This is a genomic window from Pseudomonas sp. BP8 (assembly GCF_017875955.1).
Classification (GTDB): Bacteria; Pseudomonadota; Gammaproteobacteria; order Pseudomonadales; family Pseudomonadaceae; genus Aquipseudomonas.
Genome location: NZ_JAGINK010000001.1, coordinates 2693095 through 2708568, shown reverse-complemented (window position 1 = coordinate 2708568; position 15474 = coordinate 2693095). Strand labels below are relative to the sequence as shown.

Here is a 15474-nt window from a genome sequence, read left to right as displayed (position 1 = left end):
ATTAGCTCGTTCGAAGAGAGAAAAAAGTGGGGCCATACCGCACCCCACCTGAGGGAACATCAACGCGAGGTCAGAGCCTTTTCGCGGATCTGGCTGAGGGTCATGCGCGGGGTCAGAGCTTCAGGGTCAACCTGAATTTCGATCAACGCTGGCTTGCCCGACGTTTGGCAGCGCTCAAAGGCGCTGGCGAAGTCTTCGGTCCGGGTGACCGTTTCGCCGTGCAGGCCGAATGCGCGGGCCAAGGCAGCGAAATCTGGGTTTTGCAGCTCGGTTCCAGACACACGCCCTGGGTAGCTACGCTCCTGGTGCATACGAATAGTGCCGTACATACCGTTGTTGACCACTACCACGATCAGCCGGGCATCGTAATGCGCCGCGGTGGCAAGCTCCTGGCCATTCATCAGGAAGCAACCGTCACCTGCAAAAGCGACTACTGTGCGCTCAGGGTAGGTCAGCTTTGCCGCTACGGCAGCCGGTACTCCGTACCCCATCGAACCGTTGGTTGGGCCAAGCAGGGTGCGGAATGTGCGGTGCTGATAGCCACGGTGTACCCAACCGGTGTAGTTGCCAGCACCGCAGGTCAGGATGCTGTCAGTCGGCAGCGTCTTGTTGAGCCATGCAATGACCTCGCTCATCTGGACATCACCAGGAGAACGCGGGGTTTCAAAGTTACCGCAATAGCCGCGATTGAGACTGGCAGTCCAGTCCTCGAATGCCTGTGGCTTGGCCGCTGGCAACGCCGCTGCCTGACGAAGGAAACTGGCCGGCCCGGCATTGATTCCCAGTGTCGGCTGATACACGCGACCGATTTCTTCTGCGCTCGGGTGAATGTGAACCAAGGCTTGCTTCGGCGTGGGAATGTCGACCAGCGCGTAGCCACCGGTTGTCATTTCGCCGAGACGCGCGCCGATGACGATCAGCAAATCAGACTGCTTGACCGCGTCAACCAGAACCGGCCCCGCTGCCAGGCCCATGTCACCGGCGTAATGCGGATCCGTGTTATCAAACAGGTCCTGACAGCGGAAGGAAGCCGCCAGCGGAAGTCCTTGGGTCTGGATGAAGCATTTGAGGTCAGCCACGGCATCATCATTCCACCCGCCGCCCCCCGCGATCACCAGGGGCTTGGATGCCTTGGCAATCAGCGACTGCAGCTCCTCGAGAGCAGCCGGCGCGGGCGCAGCTTCCACTCGCTGCGCAGGACGGGCATCAGGCACGTTTACCATGTCTGTCAGCATGTCTTCCGGCAAGGCGACTACGACTGGGCCTGGACGGCCACTGATAGCACGCTGGAAGGCTTGGTTGACCAGCTCAGGAATACGCGCGGCATCATCAATCTGGACCACCCATTTGGCCATCTGGCCGAACATGCGGCGATAGTCCACTTCCTGGAATGCCTCACGCTCAATCTGATCACGTGCGACTTGACCGATGAACAGGATCATCGGGGTGGAGTCCTGGAAAGCGGTATGGACGCCGACCGAAGCATTGGTGGCGCCCGGGCCGCGAGTGACCATGCAAATGCCCGGCTTACCGGTCAGTTTGCCATAGGCCTCAGCCATGTAAGCGGCACCACCTTCTTGCCGGCAGACAACCAGTTCGATTTCTTCTTTGACATCATGCAGCGCGTCGAGGACAGCAAGGTAGCTTTCGCCGGGCACGCAGAAGGCGCGGTCGACGCCATTGACTCGCAGAGCATCGACCAGAACCTGACCGCCACTGCGTTGACCGTTGGATGGATTATTCATTGTGATGTTCTCCTCAGGCCTGGGGGTCAAATGACCGAGTCTTCCAGGAATGGCTTGTTATCGATTACTCGCTGATACGACAGCGCGCCAAGGTCCAGCGAGCGATAACCGCCGTAGGTGATCAGTTCAGAAAGGCCGCGGCCGATGGCTGGCGCTTGCTGGAGACCATGCCCACTGAATCCGTTGCAGAACAGGAAGTTTTTGACCTCGTTATGCGGCCCCACAATAGCGTTGTGATCCAGCACGCAGAAGTCGTAGTGGCCCGCCCAGAAGTTGACGACCTTGATGCCTTCGAATGCCGGAACGCGCTCAGCCAGGATCGGCCAGACTTCCTCATCGAATTCATCGTGGAGTACATCGAAGTCCTCGAAATCCACTTCCGGATCATGCTTGGGATAGGTGCCACCCAAGTAGAACTTGCCCTCAGGACGGAAGAACACGCCCGTCGGATCAATCGTCAGCGGCACGGTGCCTTCCAATGGAGTGCGGCAATCGAAGACGAACAGCGAACGACGACGTGGCTCGACTGGAATGTCGAGACCCGCCATACGAGCGATTTTGGTACCGCGGGTCCCCGCACAGTTAACCAAGAGACCGCAACCAATACGCTCGCCACTGGCCAGTTGCACGCCAGTCACTCGATCGCCTTCGCGCTGAATGCCCACGACTTCATTCTCGATGTACTCAATGCCCATCGAACGTGCCTTGCGGCGGAAGCCATTGAGCATGCCCAGGCTATCGAACCAACCTTCACCCGTCTGGCCAAAGCTGGCACCGGCCAAACTGTCGATGTTCACCCAGGGGAACTTACGCTTGAGTTGCTCAGGGTCCAGCAGATGAACATCTGCGCCATGCGACACTTGGGTATCATGCAGGCGACGCAGTACTTCGTAGCCCTTGGTATCGCCGAGGAAGAGGTAGCCGTTCTCGTGGAAAGCGAGATCCGGACGATCACCGTCGACTTCCATCACTTCTGGGAAATTGCGAACAAACTCAGCGCCGAATTTCGAAATCTCGATGTTGATCGGATTGGAAAATTGCTGGCGGATCGAGCTGCTCGACAGGGCCGTTGCCGACTTGTTGTAGGTCCAGTCTCTTTCGATAACGAGGACTGAACCTTTGAAGTCGGGGTTGTTCGCCAGGAAGTACGCGGTGGAGCTACCGTTAACTGCGCCGCCAACGATCACCACATCGTAGTTCTGTTGTTTTGCTGTGGAAGCCATGGAATTCACGCTCTTGTGATGTGGGATTTATTTCGGATCTTCGAAATGCCCTGCGCCGGCAAAATTGCCGCCGTGATACCGCGCCGAAGGCTCGTTGGGATCCAGCGGTGGGTGCTCGGCCAGGACTTTTTCGCGATAGTCATCGGCACTGTCTTTCGGCGCATAGCCGATCGACGAAGCCATGCGGTTGTCCCACAGCGACTCGCGGTTGTTGGACATGCCATACACAATCATGTGGCCCACACGCGGTGCCAGCAGCGAGCGCTCTGTCAGCTGAGCGAAATCATCGAACGACAGCCAGGTAGCCAGCATGCGGCGGTCCAGCGGCTCCGGGAAGGATGAACCGATGCGAAGATTCACCGACTCGATGGCGAACTTGTCCCAATAGTAGCGGCCAAGATCTTCGGCAAAGCATTTGCTCACACCATAGAGACTGTCTGGACGGTGAGGCACGCTGGCATCGATGGTTTCGGTGCGATCGTAGAAGCCGATGGCATGGTTCGAGCTGGTATACACCACACGCTTGACGCCATTGCGTCGAGCGGCTTCGTAGATGTTGTAGGTACCTACGATATTGCCGTTGAGGATGGCCGCAAAGGTGTTTTCAACAGGCACGCCCCCTGCATGGACAATCGCGTCCACGCCTTCGGTCAGCGGCAGCACATCATCGAAATTACCGAGGTCGCAACGCACCAACTGCTCATGAGGCGCAGCCTGGCCCAGGTCAGCGATGTCAGTCAGACGCAGTTCATCGGCAAATTGCGCGAGATGCTTACGCAAGACACTTCCCAGGCGCCCAGCGGCACCGGTGATCAGCAGTCGTTTGAACGGCTTGCTCATGTTTTTTACCTCAACATCATTCAATTTCAGATCAGTGCTGCGAATGCTTCGCGCAGCTGACCCAGGGCCTGCTCCAGCTCTTGCCGAGAGGTGGCAAAGGACAGGCGAATGTAGGGTTCGATACCAAAGGCAGAACCGGGAACCGTGGCGACCTTGCCGACCCGCAGAAGGTAGGCGGACAGCTCGGCATCGTTCGAAATGACCTGACCGTCAGGCGTGCGCTTGCCAATGAACGAGGCGACGTTCGGGAAGGCATAAAACGCCCCTTCTGGCATCTGCAGCGTCAGGCCTTCGATTTCGCGAAGTCCACGCACCACCAGTGCGCCCCGGGCCTGGTATTCGCGGTTAGCTTCACGCACGAAATCCTGGGGTCCGTTCAGTGCGGCCGCCGCTGCCAATTGCGAGATCGCCGAAGGACAGGTGGTGGTCTGGGACTGGGTCTTGTTCATCGCGACGACCAGTTCCTTCGAACCAACCGCGTAACCCAGGCGGTATCCAGTCATGGCATACGCCTTGGACACGCCGTTGATCAGCAGCGTCCGATCGCGCAGTTTCGGGCAGGCGGTAACGAACGATACGAATGGCTGCTCACCCAGAACGATGTGTTCATAGATCTCATCCGAGATGATCAGCACATGCGGGTGCCGCTCCAGCACCTCACCCAATGCAGCGAACTCCTCACGGGTGAAGATCGCCCCGCTCGGGTTGTTTGGCGAATTGAGCATGACCCAGCGTGTACGCGGGGTGATCGCCGCTTCCAGCTGCTCGGGTTTGAGCTTGAAGCCTTGCTCGGCACCACATGGGATAACCTTAGGGACACCGCCATTGAGCATGGCCATGTCGGTGTAGGAAACCCAGTACGGTGCCGGGGTGATCACCTCGTCCCCTGGCTCCAGAGTTGCGAGAAAGGCGTTGAACAACAGCTGCTTCGCGCCATTGCCTACGCAGATCTCGTCCAACCCATACTTCAACCCGTTTTCACGCTCGAACTTGTCGACGATCGCCTGACGCAGCTCCTCGAGACCATTCGGAGCCGTGTAGTGATTGTTACCGGCCAGCATCGCTTGATGAGCCGCTTCGATGACATGAGCCGGTACGTTGAAGTCTGGCTCACCCAGGCTGAGGTTGATTACCGGTTCACCTTTGGCCAGCATCTGCTTGGCCAGCAGTGATACCGCCATGCTTGGCGAACTTTTCACCGCGCGCACGCGGCTGCTCTGGATTTCCATCACTCAGCGCTCCTGTACGGCCTCATAGCCATAATCTTCACGCGCTTGTTCAGCGCTGATGTAGCCGAAGCGCAGGTCGCGGGCGACTTCGTTGCGATCTCGCTCACGCGGATTCCCATAACCGCCACCACCGGGCAGGCTCAGGACAAGTCGGCGCTCAGCGGGAACGAATTGCTGACCCTTTCCGCGCAGTACCGTGCCGTCATCCAGGCCTACGAAGCCAGCAGCCCCCGACTTACCACCTTCCAGACCGCGAGCGGCATACTGAATGCGGTCGAACATGGCACTGAAGCGGAAGCTATAACCCTCAGCAGCCGACACTTCGATCTCCTGACCCAGACCACCACGCAGTTGACCCGCACCGCCAGAGCCGTCACGCAGCTCTTTGCGCCAAACCACAACTGGACCTGCGTGTTCAGTAGCTTCCACAGGCATGGTGTGCACACCGCTTGGGAATGCCGTAGCACTGAGGCCATCCATTGCAGCTCGGGCGCCCATGCCGCCGCTGTTGAACATCAGCATTTCCGCATTGCGACCGTTAGGATTGCTTTCCAGCGGACGCACACTCAGGTGCAGGTTCCACAGAGCACTGGCCCCCTCGGCTGGTACTTTGCCTGGCAGGCATTTATGCAGGGCACCGAGCACCAGGTCAGGAACGAAGTGGCCCAGAACATGGCGAACCGAGACCGGAGCTGGGTGTTTGGCGTTCAGGATGCAGCCTTCCGGGGCGGTGACCTCGAACGGCAACAGCGACGCAGAGTTGTTGGGGATCTCCGGCGCGACGATGCACTTGAGGCCATAACAGGCGTAAGCCTTGGCATAACCCAGCGGCACGTTGATACCGAACTGGCTCATGCCCGAAGTACCGGTAAAGTCGCTCTTGATCCCATCCGGGCCTACCGTGATCGTTACGGCCAAGGTGACCGGTACGTCGTAGCCGTCCAGGGTCATGCTATTGCTGTACGTGCCATGCGGCAGGGACTTGAAACACTCAAGGGTGGCACGACGGCTGTGCTCGAGAATGAAACCGCCGATGTGTTCCAGATCGTCCAGCTTGAACTCTTCGAGCATGTCCAGCAGGCGCTTGTGGCCGGTCTCGTTACACGCCGACAGCGCATAGAAGTCACCCACCACGCGGTCATTTTCACGCACGTTGTTACGCAGGATGTTGATCAGGTCCCGGTTGACCTGGCCGCGCTCGAACAGCTTCATGATCGGGATGAACAAACCTTCTTCATACACCTCACGGGCGTCCGGGCCGAAGCCGCGGCCACCGATGTCGACCACGTGAGCAGTACTGGCGAAATAGCCGATCAGCTTGCCTTTGTAGAATGACGGCGAAACGATAGTGATGTCGTGAAGGTGGCCAGTACCCTTCCACGGGTCATTGGTCACGTACACGTCGCCCTCGAAGATATTGTCTTCACCAATGTCGTTGATGAAGTGCACCACAGCCTCAGCCATGGTGTTCACATGCCCAGGAGTACCGGTGACGGCTTGAGCCAGCATGTTACCGGCACGGTCGAAGACGCCGGCGGACAGGTCGCCAGCCTCACGCACACTGGTGGAAAACGCGGTGCGGATCAGTGTCAGGGCCTGCTCTTCGACTACCGAGACCAGCCGGTTCCACATCACCTGCATTTGAATATCGATCATGGTTTCGCTCATGGTTCTTTCTTCCGATGTAGGGCGTTAGCGACGGACAACCAGCAGGCAGCCGTCGGGCTGGACCGTGGCGATATAATTCGAAGTGATGAAGGTGGAGGTTTCACGCTCGACGATCACTGCCGGCCCATCTACGCGGGCACCGACTTGCAACTCTTCGCGGGGATAGATCCCGGTCTCTACGAAGCCGCCAGCCGCGACGTCGAACACCTTGCGGCGCGAGACCTCATTAGCGCGGTAAGCGGCACCGACCTCTTCAATACGCTTGACAGGTGGCAGCGGCGAGCTGGCTCTCACGGACCAGCTGACGATTTCGATATCCGGCCCCTCAATCGGACGACCAAAGAAGCGGGTGTAGGCTTCTTCAAACAACGATTTGAACTGGACGGTGTCAGCGGCAGTGAAGGCCTTGAACGGCAGCGACACCGGAATTTCCCACCCTTGCCCGACGTAACGCATGAACGCGGTGCAATCCATCTCAGGCTCGCCTTCCGGCATCCCCTGACGCAGGAAGCTCATGGATTCAGCTTTCATGTCTGCAACGAGCTCATTGACCGCTTGCGCATCGAACTCGGACAGGCGAACGAAGGAGCTTCGTACTGCTTCGTAGCCGAATGGCGCACGCAGGAAGCCGATTGCCGAGCCCACACCCGCGCCGGCAGGCACGATGAAACGGGATACGCCCATCTTTTCGCAGAGACGCGCAGCGTGCAGAGGACCGCCGCCACCGAAGGTGATCATGGTGTAATCGGCGATGTCCTTGCCGCTCTCCACCGCGTGGACGCGACCGGCGTTAGCCATGTTCTCGTCGACCACTTCGCAAACACCAAATGCCGCCGTTGGCGCATCCATCGACAGGGGATTGCCGATGACCTTGGACATGGCAGCAGCGCCCTTTTCAACCGAAAGGCGCAAGGCCCCACCGGCGAAGTTATCGGCGTCCAAGCGGCCAAGCAGCAAGTTGGCATCGGTGATGGTGGGCTCGAGGCCACCGCGGTTGTAGCAAGCAGGACCCGGCTCGGATGCCGCACTGTGCGGCCCTACGCGAATTTGACGCATGCTGTCGATGCTGGCGATCGAGCCGCCACCGGCACCAATTTCCACCATTTCCACCACCGGGATGGAAATCGGCATGCCGCTACCCTTCTTGAAGCGATAGGTACGCGCTACTTCAAAGGTCTTGGCGGTTTTCGGCACCTGGTCTTCGATTAGGCAGATCTTGGCAGTGGTACCGCCCATATCGAACGACACGACCGAATCCAGCTGATAACGACGAGCAATATCTGCTGCGAAAATAGCGCCGCCTGCAGGGCCCGACTCCACCAGACGTACTGGGAATTCAGCCGCGCTTTGCACCGAAATAATGCCGCCGCCCGAGTGAATCATGAACACCGGGCAGTCGGCACCGGACTCCTTCAGGGTCACAACCAGACGGTCCAGGTACGACTTGATGAGCGGTTTGACGTAGGCGTTGGCACACACGGTATTGAAGCGCTCGAACTCTCGCATCTGCGGCGAGACTTCGCTCGAAATCGAGATCGACAGCTGTGGCAGCCGTGCCTGCAGTGCGTCACGCAGTTGACGCTCATGCGCACCGTTGATGTAGCTGTGCAGGAAGCCGATCGCCACGCTTTCGTAGTTGCCTTGGGCGATGCGCTCAATCAAGGCATCGATTTCGGCCTGTACAGGTGCGATCAGCACCTTGCCTTTCACATCCAGCCGCTCACGCAGGGTAAAACGGTCTTCACGCGCGATCAGCGGCGGAGGCAGTGCGATGTTGATGTCGTATTGCTCGAACCGGTTCTCGGTGCGCATTTCCAGCGTGTCACGGAAGCCTTCGGTGGTGATGAAGGCTGTACGCGCACCGCGGCGCTCGATCAAGGCGTTGGTAGCGAGGGTCGTACCATGAATGAGCTGCTGGATATCCGAAAGCGCCAGGCCAGCTGCCGCAACCACTTCCTTGACACCGGTCAGAATTGCCCGCTCAGGCAGCTCATAGTCGGTGAGGATCTTGGTGGAATGAAGCACGCCGTCCACGTCCAGCGCGATATCGGTAAAGGTCCCGCCAATGTCCACGCCGACTCGGCATGATGTCGCAGTCATCGTCATATCCCCTGCTTTGTAGTTGTCCCCAGCCCTGATCGGCCGGCTTCAATGTAAGTTATATGTTGTCTTACAGGCGGTCAAGTGGTTGTGCGCTATAGAACGCCGCCTGAGAGATAGAAAAAAATGATCAAGTGCTATGAAAAAGGCCGCTTACCTGAACCCTTCAGGCTGATGCCTGAATTACGTCCCTGTAGAGCGGCCTGGTTTAAATCTAACGCTATTCAGCCAGGGTCTTGACCATCCTGGCACCACCTACCGCTTGAGCGGTGGGGAACACTTCCAATCTCGACACATCCACCGCGGCCGGCATCCGTAGGGCCGCCATGAGCAACTGCGCAATATCTTTAGGTTGGATCGACTCGTAACCGGCGTAAAGCTCAGCTCCAGCGGCCTCCATGCCCATTGCCGTGCGGTAAAGCTGAGTCTGAACGCGCCCGGGAGCGATTTCGGTCACGCGAACGCCGGTTCCCAGCAGATCACAACGCAGTGCATCGCAGAACAGACTGACCCCTGCCTTGGATGCGCCATACACGGCAGCCCCTGGGTGGGGAGCACGACCGGCGCTCGAGCCGATAAAGAACAGGTGTCCTTGACCTCGCGCGACCATTCCCGGAAGCACTAGTCGCGCTAACTGCAGGGGTGCTTTCAGATTTATATCGAGCATGCTGTCAATCTCACGCTCGTCAATCTCATGGAAAGCAGCGCGCGTAGAGAGGATGCCAGCACTGTTCACCAATACGTCTATCTGCTTCCCAGCTATCGCCGCGCTCAACCCCGCGTGGTCTCGAACGTCCGCTTCAATGGCAGTCACCCCTGGCTCAACCGCCAATTCTGCGAGCGCATCGCGACTGCGGCCCACTGCGGTGACCTCTAAACCGGCATCCCGCAAGGCAAGGACGATCGCCCGACCAATACCACTGGTTGCACCAGTGACCAGAGCACGTCGATAACCAGAAGGAAAGGCGACATCAAGCATATATATAGCCCCCGCTCACGATGACATTCTCGCCTGTCGCGTAGGAATTGCGGCTACTGCCCATCATTACGATCCACTCGGCGATCTCAGCAGGCTCTGCGGCTCGGCCGAGCGGGTTAGCCGCGGCCAGCTCGCCAAGGAAGCCCAGCTGCTTGGCGCGCTCAGTGGCGAAGCCCGCCGGCGCTACCGAATTGACCAGAATCTGATCTTTGGCACAGGCCTGTGCAAACGACTTGGTCAAACTGACGACTGCCGCCTTGGTGGCGGCGTAATGAGCGTTTTGAGGGTGTGCCTTGAACGCGTCCACGGAAGTGACATTTACGATACGCCCAGTTACCGCAGGCGCTGCGACGTACTGCTGCATGTGCCGAACGGCGGCAACCATCATGTGGTAGGTACCCTTGATATTCACGGCGTTCTCAAGATCCCACTCATCATCAGTGATTTCGAATACATCTTTGCGCGGGTAGATCGCTGCGCTGTTGACGAGGCAATGCACGCGCCCTAACGCCTCGACGATGCACTGAAAGGCAGCATGTGCGCTGTCGCGCCTGGAGATATCACCCACGGCGGTGGCCACCTCAGCGCCAAGGCCGCGTAAGCTTTCTGCCGCCAACACCAGCTGTTGCTCGTTACGATCGATCAGACCGATCTTGTTCGAACCACGCTTCACCATCAACTTGGCCGTTTCCAGGCCCAGACCAGATGCACCACCCACAATCACAACGGTTTGATCGTTCATGACAAGCCCTCGTTGACAAAGCTTTACTGTAAGATGCCTGTTGTCTTACATTTAGTCAAACGCCACTGCTCCCGCCTTGCCGGCGGTCCTGAAAGGGCCTTGTCATGACAGATCCCAACGAAAAAAGCGCTCGAGACCGCATTCTAGAGGGCGCCTGTGAACTCTTCTCCATACACGGTTACCAGGCAATCGGATTGCGAGACTTGGCAGATCACGTCGGAATCAAGGCCGGCTCTCTCTATCACCACATTGAGAGTAAACAGTCTCTGCTCTTTGAACTGATGGAGGATGCCATCAGTGAGCTGCTCTATTGCACACGCTTGAACCTGCGCCGCAAAGCGCAGGCCCATGAACGGCTCAACTGCTTCATCGATACGTTCCTGGATTTCAAACGAAGTTCGAGCAGCCGTACGAACCTGCTCTCTCGCGAGCAGATAAACCTCAGCAGCGAGCATGCCAGTCAGTTCAACAGCCTGAAAAACGAATACATCCAGATTCTTTCAGACATCATCAAAGACCTTCTGAAGATCAACCAGCTCTCACCGCTGACCCTGTCCATGGCCACCGACGCCGTGATCGGAATGCTCTTCAATCAGGCGCAGTGGCTCAGTACCGAGGTCAAGAGCAGTGACCACAGCCCTGTTCTGAAACGCTTCGCCTATGGAATCGTCGCGACCATGAACAGCGAGGCAGCTTAGTAGAGCGGCTGCAAGTGTGCGCCATTGCGGCGACGGTGAACGCCAAGGCGTCACCGGCCGTTCAACGTGCTCACCCTGCTCACACGCAGTGAAAAAGGGCCTCTAACGATTCATCCGGAACCCGGCGCCCCCCGGCGAACCCTTTCGCAGGCGGTTGGCGCTATCTACATTGGCGACCCTTGCAGACTGGACTCCTCATGCACCCGCTACGCTCTGCTTTACACAATGAATTGCATGCCCGGCCCTCACTTTATTTCAATGGCCCCGCTCACGTTTTTCATTTCGCATTTCTGGGCAATCCAGTCGACTGCGCAAAAGTTCTACACGCGTGCGGGGTGGAGGTAAATTGCACTGAGCAAACCCACGGCATCAGGGAACGGGATGGCTACGCATTCAAATGGGAGCAGCACAGTGAATTTTTTACACTGACGCTTGTGGCCCCCTGCAACAGCGACGAATCCGGTTGGCGGCAGGTACCACCGGTGTTGGCCAAGGCTATCGCGCCCCACTGCGCCCAAATCATCAATGCGATCCAGATCGCAGTGCGCAACGAGCAACACCTTGACACGAAGCTCTATGGGTTCAAAGACCCTTGCGGCTCTTGTGTCGGCGGAGGTGACGCGGCCGTGTGGAGCGATTTCCGGCTGAGCGCAGATGGCGCAAACCACTTCCTGTTCGTCAATTACCGCCTGAACGCCTATCGTCAAGGCCGTATGATCAGGCGCCTTCTGGAAATCGAAACCTATCGAATGATGGCATCACTGTCCCTGCACACAGCCAAGAAATTGAGCAGGGAGCTCGACGAGTTTGACAAAGTACTGGTCAACTTATCGGAACGAAGCGCCCAGAGCAACGGCGGCGACTCGAAAGGTCTCCTGGACGCGATAGCTCATTTGTCCCGCCAAGTGGTGAGCCGCACCGTCACCACAAGACACAGATTTGGAGCGACTCAAGCCTATGCCCAACTGGTTTTTGAGCGCCTTGGGGAGCTTAGAGAAAGCCATGTCGGTGATTGTCAGCGCCTGGGAATCTTCATCGAACGGCGCTTCAAACCTACCATACGTTACTGCGCAGCGACGGAGCAGCGCCTGGAGCAAATGGCCAAGAATGTCGCAAATTTGGGGGACTTGCTCCAGGCGCGCGTGCAAGTGGAGATGGAAGAGCAGAATGCAGAAATTTTGCGGGGCTTAAACGCACGTGCCGACGCTCAAGTGAAAATTCAGCGTGCCGTCGAGGGTCTTTCCATCATCGCCATCGCTTATTACTTGCTAAATTTGTTCAAGCTATTTTACAGCGGCCTCAACGTCCTCGGCGTCCACTTCACCGCCCGCGAGGCGATAGTCACCATGGCACCGTTCGTTATAGGTCTGTTGGGCTTGATATTAGTCAGGATTGCCAAGGCCAAACGCCATTGAATGGCACCTTGGCTCCCCTTCCTCAAGGAACATTCTGACAACGGGTCTGCGCAACAAGCTGCGCCACGCGGCAGGCTCTCGACGGGATCATCTGCGCCGCCTGCTAGGCACTGATGGCAGGCGGCATTGGTGAACACCAAGGGCGAGCCTGCCCTCAAAATGCCAGGTTCAAACCGGTCTGGAACAGTAAGGCATCATCACGCGCAGGCGCGAAGGAAGGCCCTTGCTGGTAAGTCAAACCATTGACCCAGTACACGCCACGTGTGACGCGTGCGGCGTACGAAAAGGACAACGCCGTGGAAGTACGCTCTGCATCAGTACCGGAGCGCTCCACGGCGTCGTGGGCGTATTTGCTGAAGTAACTGCGCGTAAAGCCAAGAGAAGCCATGTCTCGCGGCCGCGCGTCGAACGGCCCGATGTAGAACGAAGTGAGCTGGAAGTCCTTGGTATAAAGATTGCGATCCTCAGGTGCGTAGTTGACCTTGGCATCCAGGTAAAGCCCCCGGGGCCCATTATTGGTCGGTTGAGTGAGCTGATAGGTGACGGCCGCATAGCCCCCATAGTTGTTGCTGCTCATGCCACCGTCACGGTAGTCGCTGTACCTGCTGGTATTGTAGATGCCGCCGATACGCGCCCAAAACGCCCGCGTGCGATCACCAGCAGGTACCTTGTACCCCACTTCATCCACCAACAATGCGCGAGAACCCTTGACTTTGATTTCGAAACCACTTGGGTTTTCATCAAGATCGTGCTGGAAGCGGTTAGGGCTCGCGCTGCGAGCGACCGAGGCGCGGTTATACCAACGCTTGCTGGCGTCCTTGACTGCCACCGTCACTGCCGGGCTTGGCGTGAACAGGGACAGGCCGAGTTGTACCGGGATGACACTGGTAGGACCGAGCGCAGCCGAAGAGGAGTTGCCCCCGAGCACCATCCCGTAATATTCGCGAATCAGGTTGTAGTAGCCATATTGCAACTCGAGTTGACCCTCCCAGAAACGCTGGTTGACAGCAAATGTGGACATGGTCAGAAAGTTCGGGTTACCCGCCTTATAGCTGCCCGACTCCCAAGTTGTACCCAATACGAACTGCGCATCGCCTCCCCAGCCCAGGCGTGTCAAATCATAAGTCAGTTTCAGCGAGGTGGACTGTCGATATGTGGGATTCTGGCCGTTGTAACGCTGGGTGTGCTCGTTATGCCCAAGCACATCGTAACGGTAATTCGGCGCGAACGAGGCCGAGATGCCAAAGCCGTGCTCAGCCAATGCCTGACGCAGCCCCCACAGTTCAGGGGCCACTGTTTCGCACGGTGAATTCTGGGTCAGCACCGCTTCGGTACGTGGCAACAGACGCTGATAGTGCTCACAGCCTTGTTGACCTGCTGGCAATGAACTGCGCTCTGGCGCGGACGTGGCCCCGGCCTGCGACGCACCTGCAGCAGGTACAGCAGCGATTGTCGGAGTGGCGACCAAAGCGATACAAGCAAAGAGCAAACGGGAAGAATGCATGGGAGTGACTTCCATTCAACGCATGGGGACATGTTGCGAGCGCACTCATACCCGCCGCCATACGGCGACGGATACAAGAACGTGCTTCAATGGGCTTGGCTAATGGGTGAGGCAACGCGGCGAGGCAGCAATGCCACGACGCACATGGCAACGAACGAAACGATGCCCAGCCAGGCCACGCTGGCCAGGAGGCTGCCGGTCGAGCCTCCCAGCCAGGTGATGGTGAACGGGCTGACGAACTGCCCCATGAAGAACGCGGAGGTCCAGATGCCTACCCCTCGTCCACGGTGCTCGAAACTGAGTCCTCCCAGGCACCAATTGATCAATGCCGGGATCAACATGCCGCAACCCACTTGTGCGACAAACGCCGCGGCGACGGCCCATTTCACGTCTGACGCCGCCCCCAAACCGACCAGCCCCACACCGAACAATGCAAATACCACCCCCAGGTGCACCTGAATGCTGCGCCGGGAAAGCTTGGCGAAGACGATGGCGCCCACTGGCACCCCGAGCCCCGCTATTGCGCCAGCGATTCCGATATGCGCGGAGCTCGTCAGCCCAAGGGCGTTGAGCACCTGGCTGATCTGCAAGACTTCGACGTAATACAGTACGGCGGCGAACAACGTGACCAGCGCAACCAACAGGACACTGCGCATAGGAAATACCCCCAGTTTCCCCGATGGCTGGTGCTCATCTGCCTGACGCTCCGGCTCCCAGGTGAAGCAAAGCAACATCACAAATACCGGGAAAGCCAGCAGGTACAACAGGAACGGACCCTGCCAGCCAAAACTGCCGAGCATGCCGCCGACGAACATCAGGATGGTGCCGGACAGCGACCCTACGGCACTTTGCACCGCCAGCCATTTGCGTCGAGGTTCAACCGGATAGAAATCGCCAAACAAGGTGTTGGCGACCGTCATGATGATGGCCTCCGTCACACCGAGTAAAAAGCGGCTGACAATGATCGCCGTCAGATCCGTCATCAGGTAGGGGGCGAAGCCGCAGACGCCGTAACCCAATACGGCAACCACCAGCAAGCGGCGTCGCCCCAGCTTGTCGGCGAGCATGCCGGCCACAGGCGATAACAGCGCAATGCACGCACTGGGCGCGGTAATCAACAACGGAATCAGGACACTGGCTTGGGGATGACCAGAGAACTGCTGCACCAACAACGGAATGATCGGGATGAGCGACAGCAAGCCCATGATCGGCAGTTGCGTGGTGAATACCAGAATCATCGCTTGCAGGGCTCCGGCCTGACGGCCAGGAGATGACATAGGGGCGGCTTTGTCAGCCGACACGACATAGGACATTTTCGTCTCCACGGCGCC

Annotated in this window: 12 protein-coding genes; 2 read left to right on the top strand and 10 right to left on the bottom strand. The window is 58.2% G+C overall.

Translation table 11 applies throughout. The annotated features are described in order from the left end of the window. Positions 1-59: 59 nt before the first annotated feature. From J3B00_RS11830 to J3B00_RS11795, 8 genes are all read right to left on the bottom strand, one after another. Positions 60-1745, bottom strand: a complete 1686-nt coding sequence (locus J3B00_RS11830; protein WP_209867680.1) for a thiamine pyrophosphate-binding protein — start codon at positions 1743-1745, stop codon at positions 60-62. A 26-nt stretch (positions 1746-1771) separates the two neighbouring features. Next, positions 1772-2968 carry an FAD-dependent oxidoreductase gene (locus J3B00_RS11825; RefSeq protein ID WP_209867679.1) on the bottom strand — a complete coding sequence of 399 codons (1197 nt, stop codon included), beginning with the start codon at positions 2966-2968 and terminating at the stop codon, positions 1772-1774. Between the two features lie 27 nt (positions 2969-2995). After that, the gene (locus J3B00_RS11820; protein ID WP_209867678.1) at positions 2996-3808 is read right to left on the bottom strand and encodes an NAD(P)-dependent oxidoreductase; all 813 of its coding nucleotides are present in this window, start codon (positions 3806-3808) and stop codon (positions 2996-2998) included. A gap of 26 nt (positions 3809-3834) precedes the next feature. Continuing rightward, positions 3835-5037 (bottom strand): pyridoxal phosphate-dependent aminotransferase, encoded by a 1203-nt coding sequence (locus tag J3B00_RS11815; RefSeq protein WP_209867677.1) that lies wholly within the window; start codon positions 5035-5037, stop codon positions 3835-3837. 3 nt (positions 5038-5040) lie between these two features. Continuing rightward, positions 5041-6693 (bottom strand): hydantoinase B/oxoprolinase family protein, encoded by a 1653-nt coding sequence (locus J3B00_RS11810; protein WP_245362532.1) that lies wholly within the window; start codon positions 6691-6693, stop codon positions 5041-5043. 36 nt (positions 6694-6729) lie between these two features. Continuing rightward, a complete protein-coding gene (locus tag J3B00_RS11805; RefSeq protein ID WP_209867675.1) occupies positions 6730-8805 on the bottom strand; it encodes a hydantoinase/oxoprolinase family protein in 2076 nt (691 codons plus the stop codon). A gap of 220 nt (positions 8806-9025) precedes the next feature. Further along, positions 9026-9784 carry an SDR family oxidoreductase gene (locus J3B00_RS11800; protein ID WP_209867674.1) on the bottom strand — a complete coding sequence of 253 codons (759 nt, stop codon included), beginning with the start codon at positions 9782-9784 and terminating at the stop codon, positions 9026-9028. Then, positions 9777-10526: an SDR family oxidoreductase gene (locus J3B00_RS11795; RefSeq protein WP_209867673.1), complete on the bottom strand. Its 750-nt coding sequence runs from the start codon at positions 10524-10526 to the stop codon at positions 9777-9779. The genes J3B00_RS11800 and J3B00_RS11795 overlap by 8 nt, the downstream gene beginning before the upstream one ends. 104 nt (positions 10527-10630) lie before the next feature. On the opposite strand from J3B00_RS11795, the gene J3B00_RS11790 reads away from it, so the two are divergent. Then, the gene (locus tag J3B00_RS11790) at positions 10631-11224 is read left to right on the top strand and encodes a TetR/AcrR family transcriptional regulator (RefSeq protein ID WP_209867672.1); all 594 of its coding nucleotides are present in this window, start codon (positions 10631-10633) and stop codon (positions 11222-11224) included. A 197-nt stretch (positions 11225-11421) separates the two neighbouring features. Beyond that, positions 11422-12639: a DUF3422 domain-containing protein gene (locus J3B00_RS11785; RefSeq protein ID WP_209867671.1), complete on the top strand. Its 1218-nt coding sequence runs from the start codon at positions 11422-11424 to the stop codon at positions 12637-12639. A gap of 154 nt (positions 12640-12793) precedes the next feature. On the opposite strand, the gene J3B00_RS11780 is transcribed toward J3B00_RS11785, so the two are convergent. Beyond that, a complete protein-coding gene (locus J3B00_RS11780; protein ID WP_209867670.1) occupies positions 12794-14143 on the bottom strand; it encodes a carbohydrate porin in 1350 nt (449 codons plus the stop codon). Positions 14144-14229: 86 nt separating this feature from the next. After that, positions 14230-15456, bottom strand: coding sequence for an MFS transporter (locus J3B00_RS11775; protein ID WP_209867669.1), 1227 nt, complete (start codon positions 15454-15456; stop codon positions 14230-14232). Positions 15457-15474 lie beyond the last annotated feature (18 nt).